Origin of the sequence: Bianquea renquensis, assembly GCF_014384895.1 — a bacterium.
In the GTDB taxonomy this organism is placed as follows: Bacteria; Bacillota; Clostridia; order Lachnospirales; family Bianqueaceae; genus Bianquea; species Bianquea renquensis.
In genome coordinates, this window is the sequence record NZ_JACRSQ010000033.1 from 17124 (window position 1) to 33111 (window position 15988).

General features: G+C 47.9%; 11 protein-coding genes, 1 rRNA gene and 1 riboswitch. Of the genes, 2 read left to right on the plus strand and 10 right to left on the minus strand.

The window, feature by feature from the left end:
• Positions 1 to 324 precede the first annotated feature (324 nt).
• Positions 325 to 2343, minus strand: a complete 2019-nt coding sequence (locus tag H8730_RS14905; RefSeq protein WP_177719906.1) for an alginate lyase family protein — start codon at positions 2341 to 2343, stop codon at positions 325 to 327.
• A 431-nt stretch (positions 2344 to 2774) separates the two neighbouring features.
• On the opposite strand from H8730_RS14905, the gene H8730_RS14910 reads away from it, so the two are divergent.
• On the plus strand, positions 2775 to 3656 hold the full coding sequence (locus H8730_RS14910; RefSeq protein ID WP_177719905.1) for a DegV family protein: 882 nt from the start codon (positions 2775 to 2777) through the stop codon (positions 3654 to 3656).
• A gap of 80 nt (positions 3657 to 3736) precedes the next feature.
• On the opposite strand, the gene H8730_RS14915 is transcribed toward H8730_RS14910, so the two are convergent.
• From H8730_RS14915 to H8730_RS14940, 6 genes are all read right to left on the minus strand, one after another.
• Entirely contained in the window at positions 3737 to 5416 is a 1680-nt protein-coding gene (locus tag H8730_RS14915; RefSeq protein ID WP_177719904.1) for an extracellular solute-binding protein, read from the minus strand.
• Between the two features lie 85 nt (positions 5417 to 5501).
• A complete protein-coding gene (locus H8730_RS14920) occupies positions 5502 to 6458 on the minus strand; it encodes a carbohydrate ABC transporter permease (protein WP_249290089.1) in 957 nt (318 codons plus the stop codon).
• Between the two features lie 13 nt (positions 6459 to 6471).
• Positions 6472 to 7377 carry an ABC transporter permease gene (locus H8730_RS14925; protein ID WP_249290090.1) on the minus strand — a complete coding sequence of 302 codons (906 nt, stop codon included), beginning with the start codon at positions 7375 to 7377 and terminating at the stop codon, positions 6472 to 6474.
• Positions 7370 to 8041, minus strand: a complete 672-nt coding sequence (locus tag H8730_RS14930; RefSeq protein WP_177719903.1) for a bifunctional 4-hydroxy-2-oxoglutarate aldolase/2-dehydro-3-deoxy-phosphogluconate aldolase — start codon at positions 8039 to 8041, stop codon at positions 7370 to 7372. The genes H8730_RS14925 and H8730_RS14930 overlap by 8 nt, the downstream gene beginning before the upstream one ends.
• The gene (locus H8730_RS14935; RefSeq protein ID WP_177719902.1) at positions 8031 to 9164 is read right to left on the minus strand and encodes a sialidase family protein; all 1134 of its coding nucleotides are present in this window, start codon (positions 9162 to 9164) and stop codon (positions 8031 to 8033) included. The genes H8730_RS14930 and H8730_RS14935 overlap by 11 nt, the downstream gene beginning before the upstream one ends.
• A 37-nt stretch (positions 9165 to 9201) precedes the next feature.
• Positions 9202 to 10146 (minus strand): 2-dehydro-3-deoxygalactonokinase, encoded by a 945-nt coding sequence (locus H8730_RS14940; RefSeq protein ID WP_177719901.1) that lies wholly within the window; start codon positions 10144 to 10146, stop codon positions 9202 to 9204.
• Positions 10147 to 10284: 138 nt separating this feature from the next.
• On the opposite strand from H8730_RS14940, the gene H8730_RS14945 reads away from it, so the two are divergent.
• Positions 10285 to 11091 (plus strand): helix-turn-helix transcriptional regulator, encoded by an 807-nt coding sequence (locus H8730_RS14945; RefSeq protein WP_177719900.1) that lies wholly within the window; start codon positions 10285 to 10287, stop codon positions 11089 to 11091.
• A 198-nt stretch (positions 11092 to 11289) separates the two neighbouring features.
• On the opposite strand, the gene H8730_RS14950 is transcribed toward H8730_RS14945, so the two are convergent.
• From H8730_RS14950 to rrf, 3 genes are all read right to left on the minus strand, one after another.
• Positions 11290 to 14034, minus strand: a complete 2745-nt coding sequence (locus H8730_RS14950) for a calcium-translocating P-type ATPase, PMCA-type (protein WP_430385392.1) — start codon at positions 14032 to 14034, stop codon at positions 11290 to 11292.
• A 463-nt stretch (positions 14035 to 14497) separates the two neighbouring features.
• Positions 14498 to 14691, minus strand: a riboswitch (cobalamin riboswitch).
• Between the two features lie 106 nt (positions 14692 to 14797).
• Complete coding sequence (bsh, locus tag H8730_RS14955; RefSeq protein WP_177719898.1) at positions 14798 to 15772, minus strand: choloylglycine hydrolase; 975 nt, start codon at positions 15770 to 15772, stop codon at positions 14798 to 14800.
• A gap of 101 nt (positions 15773 to 15873) precedes the next feature.
• Positions 15874 to 15988: ribosomal RNA gene (rrf, locus tag H8730_RS14960) — 5S ribosomal RNA — on the minus strand; the annotation flags it as partial.

Genomic DNA, 15988 nt, shown 5'->3' on the forward strand with positions numbered 1-15988 from the left:
AATGCCATTCGTTATTTTTATTATAGCGATCCGATCCTTACTTTTCAATTGATGATTATTTCAGAACAGATGAACGATTTTAAATCGTTTATTCTATACTTTTTTGTGCTTCTAGCCTAAATTTCGGCTGTTATCGTCCTTTCTCAGATGAACGAAATCTAACTTGAAAGCTTTCCAACGGGGATTGCGGAAACGTAAAAATTAACAATTCTTCATAGAAAAGTTGCGCTCCGCTATCCTGTATCATATCCGCCTTACGGTGAACTTTCTTATAAAACAAAACGATCTCCAGTCATACCCAAATGACTGGAGATCGAGATGATGTTATTGTTCGCCGTCAGTGCGACATCCGCCAAGACTTTCGTCGTAGTCCAGTTGAAAGCCATCCCGGAGTACCAGGGTTACTCGGGTATCCTCTACATCCCGGCTGGCTTCCACTGCTGTGATAGGGCAGTCCTCTCCGGGGTAGAGCACCGTGACCACCCGCAGGTTACTGCCATGGGTCATATACTGTACCGTGGGCAGCGGAGCATCGTCGCCCTGGATTCCGGTGGGCCCCGGCTTCCACCCCTGCCACTCCGGCTTTTGCTGACCGCAGATTAGGTCCACCCCGTCCCTTTTTCTGTCCTTCAATGAGACTAACAGGTGCAGGAAATCAGCGGTGACATCCATCCCATGCACGGAGACCGTGCCGGCATCCACGTGCCACAGTAGCTCATACTCATTTTCGTCTTCGCTTTGCAGCCGGTCGATCACCAGAAAAAAGGCCTCCATCCCGTGTCCAGGCTTCTTCAAAAAAAATACGGAGCGAGAGTGGGAAGCCCCCATGTGCGCTGGAGCCTCAGAACTATGGAGATCGCAGACGCCGTACCCTTCATCGTAAGTGGCGGACACGTAATCAAACGCCTCCTCTATGCGGTAGGTCATCCTTGCTTTTTGCGCAATATCCCCCTCATGCCATCGGTAGTGTGCACGGCGATTTTGATCCATACCATCCACCCGCACCGTGTTATGAGATCGGGTGGAAAGGGCATACTTGCGCATTTCAGATCCATCATAGGCATACGTGCCGCACTCTGTGAGAATATATTGGCCCTTGGCGTGGATTAGCAGGTTCAGCTTATCCTCATGCTGGTGACCGGTGCCGAAGGGCCCTGCGTCCAGGAACCCCCATGTATCCTTCTCGCCCCAGCCGCTGCGCATGACCATCATACCGGCATATTCCAGCGCCACTGAGGTATAGGCCGGTGCTCCTATGCCCTTACGGCCATGGGAAACCCACGCAAACACTTTATTATCCGGGAAGTAGCGGATCTGTTCGTCGATGAAGGTCTTCACCGGATCATGGCATCCATCGTTGAGATCCGGCAAACAGCCGTCGGGCCGCATAAGCTTTACAAAAACTTCTAGCATCTGTTCAATACGGCGGACAAAGCTCTCCGGCAGCGGAACAGCAAAGGCCCCCGCCACGCGCACCAATCGCATATAATTGTTGATGACAACATAATGGTAGTCGGTGGACAATTCAAAATGGAAGTGATCCGGATATACTTGGAGGTCCAACTCCTTAGCAAGTACCTGCACAGCGAATTCAAGCCATTCCTTCGCCGCCCTGAACTGGGGATACAAGATCCCGATCTGCCCTAGGCCGTTCATTTCCATGATCAGCCAGTTGCAGGTCGTATGGTTCACCCGCAGGCGGTGGCCGTGTTCCCACACGGATTTATACCAATCCACCAACCGATCATCCGTAAAATGAGAACTGCGATAGAAAGAAAATAAGGTGTAAGGCCAATTGGCGCCCATCCGGATGCCGCACTCGATGGTACGCCAACACAAAGTCTCGCCGCCGCTGACATCCTCCTCCGGAGCCACCGCCTGCATCACCCAGCTGTCAAACAGTTGGGCAAAGGTTTCGGCATAGCTTTCATCCCCTGTTGTGTGATATAAATGAGCCAGCAGCTTCCATTCAGGGCAGCGGTTTACTTGCCAAGTCCATTCCTTGAATCCGTTGTAGGTGGGGTTGGCAAACCAATCCACCTTGCCCTCAAACTGGCAGGGTACCCCCACCGAGATGAGAATATGCTTTTTAATCCGCTCGCCGGCTTCTTCTTCCGATTCTCCTGCTACAGTAAATTGGTTTTCCGGGAATTCATAAGGGATCGCAAAAAAACGGTCCGGCTGAAGACTCTGTCGCACATGGGCCGCAAACAGACGGCGGCAGGCGACAAAATCCCCCCTTGCCGCCGCGGCGGGAATCTCCTCCAAACCGGGCAACGTACAATCCACCAGCTCGCTAAAAAATTGCGCATCGGTCAACTTTGGGCCGGCTTTCCTATCCATCCTCCATTCCACCTCCACACATTTGGCTTTACAGATACGGTACAAAGGGTAACTTTTATTATAGCCGTCCAATCTTGACTATTCAATGGATGATACTTTTTCGAATCGATGAATGATTTTTAACATTGGAGGTTCCTTCTCCATATTTCTTTCGAGATACCGGCTGTTACTCGAACCTGTCCTCTCCCCCCATGAACGATATCTAACTTGACCATCTCCCGCCGGACAGCGGCGAAATTAACAATTCTTCACTATACACCTCACGAAGTGAAATGCAGCGCGATGGTATGTACATTGCCGGCTCGGTATAAAAAGCGTATCGCTCGCTTGTCTGTAAGAAATCGAAATATCTCTTGCCAATTCAAACCAATTCCTTTATAATAAAGGCACAGGATCCAACACGCCCATTTCATATTTTGGAGGTCAGAACTATGCAGACTGTCAACCCCTACGTCATCATCACCGATGCGACAGCGGATCTGCCGGCAGATATGGCGGCAGAACTCGGCGTCACCGTCATCCCAATGGAATTTCAACTGTCCGACCAGACCTATGAGCATTTTGCCGACGCCCATGTGATCTCGATCCCCGATGTGTACAACAGGCTTCGGAATGGTGAGCTCGCTTCCACGTCTCAGATTAATACCTTTACGTATACCCAGTATTTCGAACCATTCTTTCAGGAGGGAAAGGACATTCTCTATATCGCTTTTTCCTCTGGTCTAAGCGGAACCCAGCAAGCGGCCGTCATCGCCGCCAATGACCTTCTTGAAAAATATCCGGAGCGCAAATTCTCCTGCGTCGATTCCCTGTGTGCCTCCATGGGCGAGGGGCTTCTCGTGTACACAGCTGCTAAGAAAAAAGAAAACGGCCTGTCCTTTGATGAGCTGAATCAATGGCTGTTGGACAATCGCCTTCATCTCTGCCACTGGTTTACCGTCGATGATTTGAACCATCTAAAGAGAGGCGGCCGCATCTCCGGCGCCACCGCTGCGATCGGTTCCATCCTGAATATCAAGCCTGTCATGCATGTTGATGATGAGGGCCATTTAATCGCAGTCTCCAAGGTGCGGGGCCGCAAAAAATCCCTCCTCTCCCTTGTGGAACATATGGAGCAGACCTATTCCCCTGATCAAAACGATATCATCTTCATAGGCCACGGCGATAGCCTTGAAGATGCAGAATTTGTTCGAGATCTGGTTCAGGAAAAGTTCGGGATTTCCAATATCCTAATCAGTTATATTGGGCCGGTTATCGGCGCCCATTCTGGCCCGGGCACCATCGCCCTTTTCTTCTTTGGCTCCCAGCGGTAAAACGTTTGCGTTCCGCAAACTTTAAAATCATAAGCGCCTCCCTAGCTATTAATCCCTGCTATGGAGGCGCTTATAAATTATTACTGAACGCTCAGATAACTGTCATACGCGTCCTGTGCGATTGAAACAAACCTTTCTACTCCGGCCTTTTCCAGATCACTCAGATACTGATCCCAGGAAGCATCGATATCCTTCTCGCCCAAAATGAACTGTGATTTATACGATTTGACGATATTCCTAAGATCTTCCCGTAAGACAGAAAACGTACTGGCCACGTCACTGGGAAATGTTAAATCCGGGAAGGGCTCTGTAAGTTCGTCCACATCTCGCAATGCTTTTTCTACGGCCGCCTGCTGAGTGTACGTATACGTCGCATCCTCATAGATCATCTTATCCAGCGTATCATCGTCCGCATTCTCCACAAAGGAGTTTTCCACAGATGTCCGGATCAATTTGAACGCTTCATCCCACCGGACCGTTTCGATTGTATAACCGTTGATATAAGATGGAACCTGATTGCCAAATGCATCCTCCACATATTCAAAGGTTACGCCTTCTTTTCCGTAATCTGCAACTAAGGTTCCCTCCTCCGACAGGAAGAAGTCGATCATCTTGCATATCTCCTCCGCATAGTCCGTATCCGCACTGATATAAGTCCTGGAACCCTCGGCATAACCACAATTTCCCATCGTAAAGACAAGTTTATCATTGTAATCTGAAGTTAACGCCGGAATATATGCATACTTTTCGTAAGGATTCCCTTCCCCTTCCTGTCCGCCAATCGCGGTCACCAACCCAGCGTAATCGCTAAAAACGCCATACAGGTCGTTGGAAGTTTTGTCAATGCGTTCCTCATCTGTGAGAATGAAAGTGGAAGGCTCCATCAGCCCCTCCTCGTACAGCTTATGCAGGTACTTTAAGTATGCCTTATAATTATCCTTCATCTTGACAAAGGTAACCGTACCATTCTCGTCTGCACAGAAGTCGCTATTATTGTTAAAAATTCCAAAAGCGGACATCATCATCCATTCAAATCTGCCTCCACGGCCAATATCCATTTGTACTCCCAAGGGAATTTCATCCGACGCATCGCCGTTCCCGTTTGCATCCTGTTCTTTAAAAGCCACCAGCACGTCATACAGTTCATCGACCGTTTCAGGAACATCCATTCCCACATTCGCAAGCCATTCCGTATTGATAAACGTACTCAAACCTGTTGCCAACCCAATTCTCGACGGGAAACATCTGGACAAGCCATAGATTGCTCCGCTTTCATCCTTTTGATACGCGGCCCACAAAGGATTTTCTTCCATAGTCGCCTGCATATTCGGCATAACGTCGCTATATTCCGCTATATTCAGGAAATACCCCTCTGCGCCATATTTATTGACATCTGTTTTGCCTAAATTGGCCCCCACAATCAGATCTGGCAGGCTGTCAGTGCTCAGCAGCAGGGAAAGCTGGGAGGAAAATTCTTCATTCGAATATAGCTTCCAATCCAAGATGATCCCCAGCTCCTCCTCAATATATTGTGTCAGATATACGTCTGCTGGGTCTGGCTCCCAGGATATACTGGACACTGTGACCGTGACTTTTTCCCGGCTACCGGACTCTGCATTTCCGGATTCACTGGAGGATGTTTGGCTATTATCATCCGAGCTCTCATCCACGCTCTTTCCACAGCCCCCAAGAAGCATTGCTGCAAGCAGCATCATCGCCATTAACACACTTATTCTTTTTTTAACTTTTCCTTTTCTCATATGGTTCTTCATCCTTTCATTCTTCTCATTCTATTGGGCGGGCATTTTCCCGGCCTGCAACATATATCTCTCTGATTATTGTTTCTTACCCTTTAATTGCGCCAATCATAACGCCTTTGGCAAAAAACTTCTGCACAAAAGGATACAACACCATCATCGGCACGACGGACACCACGATCACACAGTACTTTACAAGATTCGCTGTATCGATAGCCTGTATCATTTTCTGCATCTCCGCAACACTGTAACCTCCTTCCTCCATCGCCTGGGTATTATACTGGCTTAAGGTCAGGATCTCTCTCAGGAATACCTGAAGAGGGTATTTATTTCGATCAGACAGATATATCATTTCATTGAAATAACTATTCCAATGCCCAACTGCGTAATACAACGACAATACAGCGATAATCGCCTTTGAAAGTGGAAGCACCACCGCCTTCATGATTTTAAAATCACCAGCCCCATCCAGAGCTGCCGCTTCATGCAATTCCCACGGAATGGATGTGGAAAAAAAAGTCCTCGCCAGAATCAGGTTATAGGTCGACACCAAACCGTACAACAAGATTACCGCCCTTGTGTCCAAGAGTCCCAGCGAAACAATATTCAGATAATTTGGAATCATTCCTCCGCTGAAATACATGGTTATTACAAACAGCACCATAATCACATTCCGCCCATGCATATTCCGATTCGACAGCGCATACGCACAGGGAATCGTCACCAACAGGTTCAACAAGGTGCCTACAATCGTATAGAAAAACGTATTTGCATATCCGATCCAGATTTCATTGTACTGGACAATGTACCGGTATCCATCCAGCGTGATATCCACGGGGAACAGGATCATCCGCCCGGAGAACACCGCAGACGGGGAGCTAAAGGATGCGCTCAGCGTGTATACCAGGGGATACACTGTCATGATAACGCTTAGGAAAAGAACCGCATATATGACAACCAGGAACAGCGTATCTCCTCTTTTTCTCCAATCCCTTCCCATGCGCTCCCTCCGTCCCGGCTTCGCCAGGTTTTGTTTCTGCTTCATGTGCCTTCCCTCCTTAAAACAGCCCAGAATGGTTCACTTTTTTCGCAAATGAATTCACCACAACCAATAGGACCGTATTCACCACGGAATTCAGCAACCCTACCGCACTGGCAAAGGAAAAATCCTGGTTTGTCAAACCGATTTTATATACATATGTAGAGATTACCTCCGAACGTATCAGATTCACGGAATTCTGGAGCGCATACACCTTTTCATATCCCACGCTCATGATCGATCCACACCGTAAAATCAGTAAGATCACGATGGTCGGCACTAGGGCAGGAAAATATACGTGCACCATTTTCTGAAACCGGGAAGCTCCGTCTATCTCCGCCGCTTCCACCAAAGACTTGTCCACCCCGGACAGCGCGGCAAAATAGATAATTGCGTCCCACCCTGTCTGCTGCCATATACCGCTTATGACATAAATCCATTTGAACATGTCCGGCTCTTGGATAAAGTATACGGAATCCTTTCCCAGGAAATTCAAAAACAGATTGATAATCCCTTCCGGGCTTAAGATCAATAGCAGTAGGCCGCACACAACAATGGTGGATATGAAATGGGGGGCATAGGACACCGTCTGGATCAAGCTCTGCACTTTTTTATTTCGTATCTCATTGACCATCAATGCGAAAAGAATTGGCATCGGAAATCCAAATACCAGGGAAAGAAGACTCAGCGTTAACGTATTTTTCAGTATGATCGGAAACCAATAGGAGCTGAACAGCCGTTGAAAATGCTGAACCCCTACCCACTTACTTCCCCATATTCCCGCCCGGAAACTGAAATCCTTGAATGCGATGATCAGGCCATACATCGGTTTATATGCGAACAGGAGCAGCCATACCAGCGCAGGCAGCACCATCACATATAGCTGCCAATGTCCCCATATCTGCCTGAATTTCTTTTTATTCACGGATACCGTCCCCTTCCCACAGCTTTCTCTTGTTTACCAGTTCTGACGCACGCTCCCGGATCCTTGCATACCGCTCTTCCTGAATCCACTGGGGATTTACCAGGTTTTTTCCGATCCCAACGCCAACAGCACCATTCCTCAAATACTCCAACATATTATTTTCATCCACGCCTCCTACAGCCAGCAGTGAAATGTTCCCGAGCGGCGCCAGTATCGATTTAAAATAGTGGATTCCCATTACCTCCGCAGGAAAAATCTTTACGAAATCCGCCCCCGCCCGGGATGCCGCTAGGGCTTCCGTCGGAGTCATTGCTCCCGGGATGGAAACCATGTCCATTTTGTTCGCTAAAGCAATCAAGTTCCTGTCAAAAACAGGAGAAATAAAATATTTTGCGCCTTCACTCCATGCAATTTCCAGTTGCTCCGCCGTTGTCACAGTTCCTGCCCCAAGAATAACCTTTCCGCCAAGTTCCCGTGACACCGCTTTTAAGGACTCCTTCGTCTGTTCCAATGCACCGCTTCCCTGGGAAAAGGGAATCTCCAGTAAAACAATCCCTCCCTGATACAGGGCTCTTGCCGTCTCCACACAATTCTTTGTTTCAACGCCTCTCATGATGGCTATTATTTTTTCTTTCTGGATTATCTGCCTGATCTCAGTCTTCATTTTCATCCTCTAATGATAACTCACACTTTCTGCATGCGCTGATCTTTCTCTTTCGATACGAACTCTCCGTGACCATCTCCCCGGCGCATATATCCTCTTCTGTAAACCTGGCCATCAGGATTTCTCCCATGGAAACTCTTTCCCTGTCATAAATGCACAGAATACTTCCATCCGGGCACTCTGCCACATCAGGATAACTCACGCTGGGCCTCTCGTCCAAAAGAAGAGAATACGGCCATGTCTCCCCGTCATCATCAGATAAAAATGCCGCGATCCTGTTTCTTCCCGTAAATTCATGATGATTGATCAAAAGCAGCCTGCCGGAACGAATTCTTCCAATCCAAAACCGGGAGGATGGATTTTTAATCCTGCTTAGGCCTACCGGAAGCCATGTTTCTCCTCCGTCACTGGAAAAGGTCTGTGCCAGCGCTCCCTCGCTTTTTGTTCTTGCCAACATCCAAAGCGTGCCATCCTTCCGCTCCACAACCATAGTTTCATCAAACCACTCCCTATCCCCAACTTTGACAGCGCCAAAGAACCGTTTCCAGGTTCTACCTCCGTCTTCACTGATATTATAAGCATACCGGTCATGCACCCAGTCATAGGGGCACATGATAATTCTATGATCTGACAACACGGTGGGTCTACAGCGCAAGAAGCCATCGCTGATTCTGACTGGTTCTGTCCATGCAGGTCTGTCGGAATCCACATCCTGCGTGGCAATTGACCATATTCCGAATACGCCGTCAGCATACTCTGACCGTCTTCCGGTTTCATCCCGCTCCCCGGATTCTCCCGTCTGGGTCCAGAACACCCTTAGGTTTTCCTCCGGATCGATCCATAGTTGAATGTCCATGGCCCTTAAGTTAATTTCCGGCCTGCTGTCGATCACCAATACCGGCTCACTCCAGGTGAGTCCTTCATCATCACTATATACCAGAAGGTTGTAATTTCTTTCATCCGGTTCGATAATACCTCCGCTGTACCATCCGGCCCATAGCCTTCCCCTGGCGGTTCTCGCAATGGTCGGACATCCCTGCCACTCTCTTGACACCCACGCATATTTCTTTCCCGGCGCTGTCACAATCCTGGCAGGTTCCAGAACTGCTTTTTTGCTTTCCATACGTATACCTCCTTGCAGATCTTATATTTTTCTTATATTAGATTGTCTCGTCTCCATATTCATAAATCCGTATAATTCCCACAGTTGCCGCTATATCACTCAACTTGTCCGGCAGGACTGTCACCTCTCTATCCGAACATCGTTTCAAAAGAATTTCCATAGGATTTCGAAGCTGGCTTTTACCTGCAACCACATATTCCTTTACATCCAGATTCAAAAGGCTTTTTACTTCATCGTGCAGAACCGCTCCCGAAAAAAAGCTGTATATCTCCAATGGACCGCACTGGAATACATTTTTAAGAATCCTTGCCTTAAAAAGTGACCGGTTCAGTCCCCACTGCTCACAGAAGTCATAGCCCTTGATCAGGTAATCCACATCCACCTGGTTCTCACAGGCAACCGCCGATTTTAAAATGGTATCCTTCATCAGCGCAAAGAACATTTCCCCGGTCAATGAAGTGAAAAAATAGGAGATTCTTCCATTCACATCCGCAAATATACATTTTGAATGAGAGCCGGGAAGGATATACGCTTTTTCAGGCTCCAACGCATCCATTAACCCAAACAGTTCCGTTTCCTCCCCCCGCATGACATCGACCGTATCAAAACATCTGCCATCCATGCGCACTCCAGGCCCCAGTACAAAAGGGATCTCTGAAATATCTGGAAATACCAACTCCACCATTGCAGAGTGAAACTCGCTGATACCGGCCGGCGCTATGATATGTGGGATCTCCATAAGCCCATATTCGCTTGTGATCATACCGGAAGCCAGTATCCTGTCTATTTCTCCGTTTTGTATATGATTGTCCAGGAGCAGTTGAGAGATCCCCTCCTTTATCACCGATTTCAGCAACATATTTCCCTCAATACTTTTTCTCGCCCCTATCTCCTTCACTACTCTTCCAATGATTTTCCCATCCTTGACGAGACTGATACGTGTATTCGTTGTACCGCCGTCTATGGCTAAATAATTGCTCATGCTATTCTCACCTGTGCGCTTTTTGATCTGTGTTTAGTTTACTATACATGATATACAATATAAATTGCATTTTTAGCATTTATTATTGAAATTCGTGCATGTATGTGGTATCCTATTCCGTAAAGGAGGCCAGTGACTATGTCTGAGAGTAAACAGCCAAGTTTTGAATTCAAAATCAAACAGCAGAACGTATCCTTTCGCTACGCAAAGGGTACCTCGCTTTTCCGCGGCAGGGAATTCCACGATTACTATGAAATTATGTACCTGATCCATGTTTCCGGATTTTTTATATCGGAAAAGACAAATATTCCTCTACATCCGGATATGATAATACTCATTCCCTCAAAAACTTTTCATAATTTCAAGCTTGAAAACGAAAATGAGTACACCCGTTGCTGTTTGAATTTTCACGATCTTGCAGAATATGAGGATTTGATTCATCTTTGTATGAATGACATTTATATCCTCGAAAATCCCAGCCATAAAATAACAGAAATATTCAAGGAACTGGAAATGTCGTTTCACAACGGGCTAAACGGTGCTGAGCAAAGCCTCCTTCTTGCCGCGGATTTTATCAGACTGATGCTGGAGTTAAAGCTTGACACCAATAAGAAGCTTATTGAGGACACCCGTGATACCAACTCCCTGGTGGCTATTGCTCTGCGATATATAAATGAACACTATACGGATGACATCAGTCTCACTAGCATTGCAAAGGAACTCCATGTGTCAAAGTCACTTTTATCCCATAGATTTCAAAAGGAGTTCAATACTTCCGTATACCGGTACATTACAGAAAAAAGGCTTCTTTTGGCAAAGCAGCTTATAAAGGGGGGAACTCCTGCTGTTACCGCCGGAATTGACGTCGGTTTTAAGGATTATTCCACGTTTTACCGTGCCTATGTGAAGCGTTATTCTTCTCCGCCCTCTGCGGCAAAACGATAAAATATCAATCTGTGAGAACACTGCCCCGGCAAGAGCCATTTGTCCGATGAAATGAAGATCATTGTAAAAAAAGCTGGAGTGCGTAAAAAGTTACGTACTCCAGCTTTTTTTAGCCTCCCCATGATTTCTGTGCGGGGAGAACTCATTTCCGATTGTCTTCTGAAGCTTCTGCTTCCACATCTGTCTTTTTTAACATGACTATTTTGAACTGCCTCGATTTCTCTTGCCCCACCTCTGAATCAGCTTCACGATTTCCACTATGGGGATGATGGAGATGGCCAACAGAAGGGCCACGCCATATTCCGCCAAAGAGATGTGCTCAAATTCAAAAATCTTCGCCAAAAATGGGACGTAGATAATGATCGTTGTCAGAATCCAGGAGAAGGCCATGGAGCCAAGGAGGAACAGATTCTTCTTTTTCATCCTAAAGAGAGTGCCCCGCTGGGAACGCATATTGAAGGAATGAAAAATCTCCGCCATGGACATGGTCAGAAAAGCCATCGTCATTCCATCTGGGCTGTTGGTGAACTCCCATACGCCCGCTTCCATATAATGTCCGATGCAATATGCCGCCAAAGTGATCAGCGAAACGAGTACCCCTTGATATACCACGTCGGCGCCTAAGCCCCCTGCAAAAATGCCTTCCTTTGCCGGGCGCGGCTCCCGTTTCATCAGCCCCTCCTCTTCCTCCTCCATTCCAAGGGCCAGGGCTGGAAAGGTATCGGTGATCAGATTAATCCATAAAATATGCACAGGTTTTAATATGGTAAATCCGAGAAGCGTCGCGACAAAAATGGAGAGGATCTCGCTAATATTGGAGGACAGCAAAAACTGAATCGCTTTGCGAATGTTGTCATAAATCCTTCTGCCTTCGCTGACAGCCGATACAATGGTAGCAAAGTTATCGTCGGCCAACACCATGTCCGCCACATTCTTTGTCACATCGGTACCCGTGATTCCCATGCCCACTCCGATATCGGCACTTTTGATCGACGGCGCGTCATTTACGCCGTCCCCTGTCATGGCGACCACTTTCCCCTGCGCCTGCCACGCCTTTACAATGCGGACCTTGTGTTCTGGCTGTACCCTGGCATAGACTGAAAAGTCTACGACTTTCTCATCTAGCGTGCGGTCATCCATATCGTTGAGCTGCGCGCCGGTTATGGCTTCCGATGCGTCCTGAATGATTCCCAATTCCTTTGCAATCGCAACGGCGGTGTCCTGATGGTCACCGGTTATCATAATTGGACGGATTCCGGCCTCCTTACATTCCCTAATGGCCGGCAATACCTCAGGGCGCACAGGATCAATCATTCCTGTCAATCCTATAAACGTTAGATCATGTTCTAGCTCCGCCGCCTCGAAAGACGCAGGCATGGCATCATACATTCTACAGGCAACGCATAAAACCCGCAAGGCTTTCGCCGCCATCCCTGCGTTGGCATCCAAAATCGCCTGATGATATTGTGCCCCCATGTCCTGCACTTTACCTTCACGCAACTCGCGTGTACAAAGCCCCAGCACCACATCCGGTGCGCCCTTCGTGTATTGGATATACCGCCCATCTGGCATTTTATGGACGGTGGACATCATTTTCCGACTTGAATCAAAGGGCGCTTCCCCCACACGGGGAAGTTCGTTCTTGAGAATCGCCTTGGATCGAAATCTCTCTGCATATTGGACGAGTGCCACCTCCGTAGGCTCCCCTACAACGCTGCCGTCCGCCTCCACCTCGGCGTCGCTGCACAGGGCCATGGCAGAGGCCAAAACCTCTTCCCTCTCTCCAAAATGATCGACGACTGTCATTTTATTTTGTGTAAGGGTTCCTGTTTTGTCAGAGCAGATCACCTGTGTACAGCCCAGTGTCTCAACGGCTGTCAGCTTCCGAATGACGGCGTTATGCTTCGCCATTTTTGTCACGCCGATGGCCAGCTGAACGGTCACCACCGCCGCCAATCCTTCCGGAATAGCCGCCACCGCTAGACTGACCGCAATCATGAACGTGTCGAGAACGACAGGACCTGTTACCTCGCCAGCGCGAAATAGACTGAATAAAAACATGAATACACAGATTCCGATGACGAGAAAGCTAAGGACCTTGCTCAGCTGATTCAGCCTTTTTTGCAGCGGTGTTGTGTTGTCCTCCGCCTGCGATAGGGCGTCCGCAATTTTTCCCATCTCCGTATTCATGCCAATGTCGGTCACAATGGCGCGCCCACGACCGTATACGACTGTGCTGCCCATGTAGACCATGTTTTTTCTGTCGCCTAAAGGAATGTCTTTTTGATCTCCTAATTCCAGAACCGCCTCCGTCTTCGTGACCGGCACGGATTCCCCTGTCAGAGCCGCCTCCTCAATCTGCATACTGGCGCTCTCAAGCACCCGCCCGTCAGCGGGAACCGCATCGCCAGCTTCTAAGATTACGATATCGCCAACGACCAGATCCTCACTTTTGACTTGCACCAGACTTCCGCCGCGCATGACCTTAGACGTCGCCGCCGCCATTTCTTTCAAAGCCTCAATGGCTTTTTCAGCCTTGCTTTCCTGATACATACCCAACACTGCGTTAACAATAACGACAAATAGAATAATAAAGACGTCGGCGAAGGATTCATGGGCGTAAACGGCTGTAATCCCAGAAACGAGGGCCGCCGCGAGTAAAACTAAAATCATCGGGTCAGAAATTTGTTTCCACAGACGTTTGATAAAAGACTCCTTTTTTCCCTCTATCAACTTGTTTTTCCCATTTTCCTGAGAGCGTCTGACCGCTTCCTCATTGGTTAATCCCGTCTCTCCACTGCCCATCTGCTTTACCAGCTGCTCTGTCTCTTCCAGATATGGTGTCATACTTCTCCTTTCCGTCTCCCTTATGCGAGACATCCTTCTCTTCGGATTGTAATCGTAGACAACAAGACTCATGCATGACAGCTTTCGCGCATACATGAGTCTTGTTATTTAAGACAAGCCAGACCGGATGGCCATGATGTTGACTTGCCGCACAGGATGTGCCAACTACTCCCTCTGTATTGTTTTCTAATTGTACTGTATTTTCTTTATACTGTCAAGGGGTTTGTCCAACAAATATTGGTCCAGTCACCGACACCCGGAGCCTGTGTAAAAAAGTTCGCTTTCGCGAACTTTGGAAGAACCTTCGGTTCTTCGGAATTAGGTCCGCTTCGCGGCGGACTTTCCGGCTGGAGAATAAGAAAAAGACCGAACCAAGGTTCCGCCTTTTCTTAGATTATAATTATTCTCCCTCGTCTCGGCTCCTCCAAGCGCGGGCAAGGGGATCAATTAACAAAACAAAAAACCGGGATCGATTCGCGCGCTGCCAATCCATCCCGGCTATTCACATCGACAAAAGTCCATGGATACCCCCTGATGATAGATTCTTGAGCGCGAAGAAACATCCTATATCCCATAGGCGCGTATTCTGACTCGAACATCCAACGCAACTTCTCGCCTTCCCAATGAAACCATCAGTGGCTGAACACAAAATTCTGAGAAGCGGCTCGTTCTCACAGCAGCGGCCCTGTTGAGGATTCTCACCTCATTCCTGATTCATCTCCATGAATCAACACCTATGTGACCCCGTATTCAATTATATAGTCTAGTATACACTATTCGCTTACAGCTGTCAAGAAAATCTTTTCCATCGCTACAAAATGTGTAGGACGATACAGATGGGGTATATTGACTCCACCCCTTAATTCTGCATTTTGATCTGCTCTCCTTGAATCAACGGATATCGGACAAGCTGAGTGCCATCCAGTCTCTCCTTATACAGATTGACTGCCGTAATTTGATGATTCTCATAGGTAGTATAGTAATAGATTCCCTTGTCTGCATTGCAGCAAGAGGTATAAAGGGTAACTTCATACTGTCCATCCCCCACCTCGCAGCATCCCCGCTGCTGATCTACCGCGCCTAGAATGTGGAAAAACTGGCTGACGCTCTCTGCCTCTGAATCTCCGGAAACGGAGTTCATTTTTACAAAAGCCGCCCTGACAAAACGAGATTGGGAGGATAAATCTCCTGGAAGCCCCAACGCGCCCATCCCCCGGCTGTATGCGTATAACGGCAGTTTGTCAGAGAAAAGATTCTCCGGCGCTTTCGGAGAGATATGCATATACTGATTCAATTGGAACATTTGCTCGTCAAAGGGCGGATTATTGGTCAGCACCCCCACCGGATTGCTGTAAACTTTTATGCCGTCCTTAACTGATTCCACCGTGATCGCTTCCTCGCAGTCGGCCATCATCCAATGGAGCTGTGCCAATGGCAATTCTTTACTGAAAGGGGTCTTCACAAGGTTGATTCTCTTGAGTAAAGCCTTCGCCTCCTGTACCGTGGCACATTGACCGAGAATCCAGGGGATAAACTCAAATTGTGCCACATTGTCCTTGTCTGGCTCCTCTTCCTTATACGCCGCATTTCCCACAAAATTTAATCCGGCCATTCCCAGCCCTTTTTCATTCACTGCATCGTAGTACAGCGGATATCCCTCTGTGACATGGGCCATGCCGATCATGGCATAATGGCTCTCCATAAGGCCCATGTTGCGAAAGCTGAAAGAAAAATTGCGGGGAGTCACTGTAACTTCATCGCCATAGGAAAATTCATAATCCAGGGTACGGCCAAAATAGAAATCTTTTGTCCTATATGTTGCTGCTGTACACATAGCATTGCCTCCTTGGCCCCCTCTTTTTTAACCGATCCTCTTTTTTACAACAAGTCAAATACCCACAATGTCTACTTGGCCCGCTGTTCGCAGAAATAAAAAAGCGGCAACCACCTACTCTCCCAGGCAGTCACCCACCAAGTACCATCGGCCGTCTATGGCTTAACTTTCGTGTTCGGGATGGAAACGAGTGTTTCCCATAGACGCATCGTCACC